Genomic DNA, 406 nt, shown 5'->3' with positions numbered 1-406 from the left:
TTGAAGGATACACCTGTACCCATGCCGAACACAGAAGTTAAGCTTCAACACGCCGAAAGTAGTTGGGGGATCGCTCCCTGCGAGGATAGGACGTTGCCACGCAATTAGACCAACATGTAGAGTACATGTTGGTCTTTTTTGATACCTGAGTATTGGCTTAAGGGTATAAATAAAGATACCTGATTAATAAAGTAAGCAGTAAGCAGTCGTTATTGATACGTATTGACAATCGAGTAGGAGAGTAAGCACCCAATAACGATACCGTCTATGAATCAAGATTCAGGCCTTCTAAACTATAAGTAACTTAGTTTAGGAGGTTTTTACTTTATGGAAGAAAAACATGAAATTATTGCACCGGTATTTAAGTCTCACCATCATCAGGTCGCTAAAAAGACTGATTACATTC

General features: G+C 39.4%; 1 rRNA gene. It reads left to right on the top strand.

Annotated features, from left to right (window positions below):
* Positions 1–102, top strand: a 5S ribosomal RNA gene (gene rrf / locus H5S39_RS00090); the annotation flags it as partial.
* Positions 103–406 lie beyond the last annotated feature (304 nt).

This window comes from Limosilactobacillus rudii (genome assembly GCF_014145455.1).
Classification (GTDB): Bacteria; Bacillota; Bacilli; order Lactobacillales; family Lactobacillaceae; genus Limosilactobacillus; species Limosilactobacillus rudii.
Note: the sequence above shows the minus strand (reverse complement) of the source record. Positions and strands in the feature narration are given on the sequence as shown.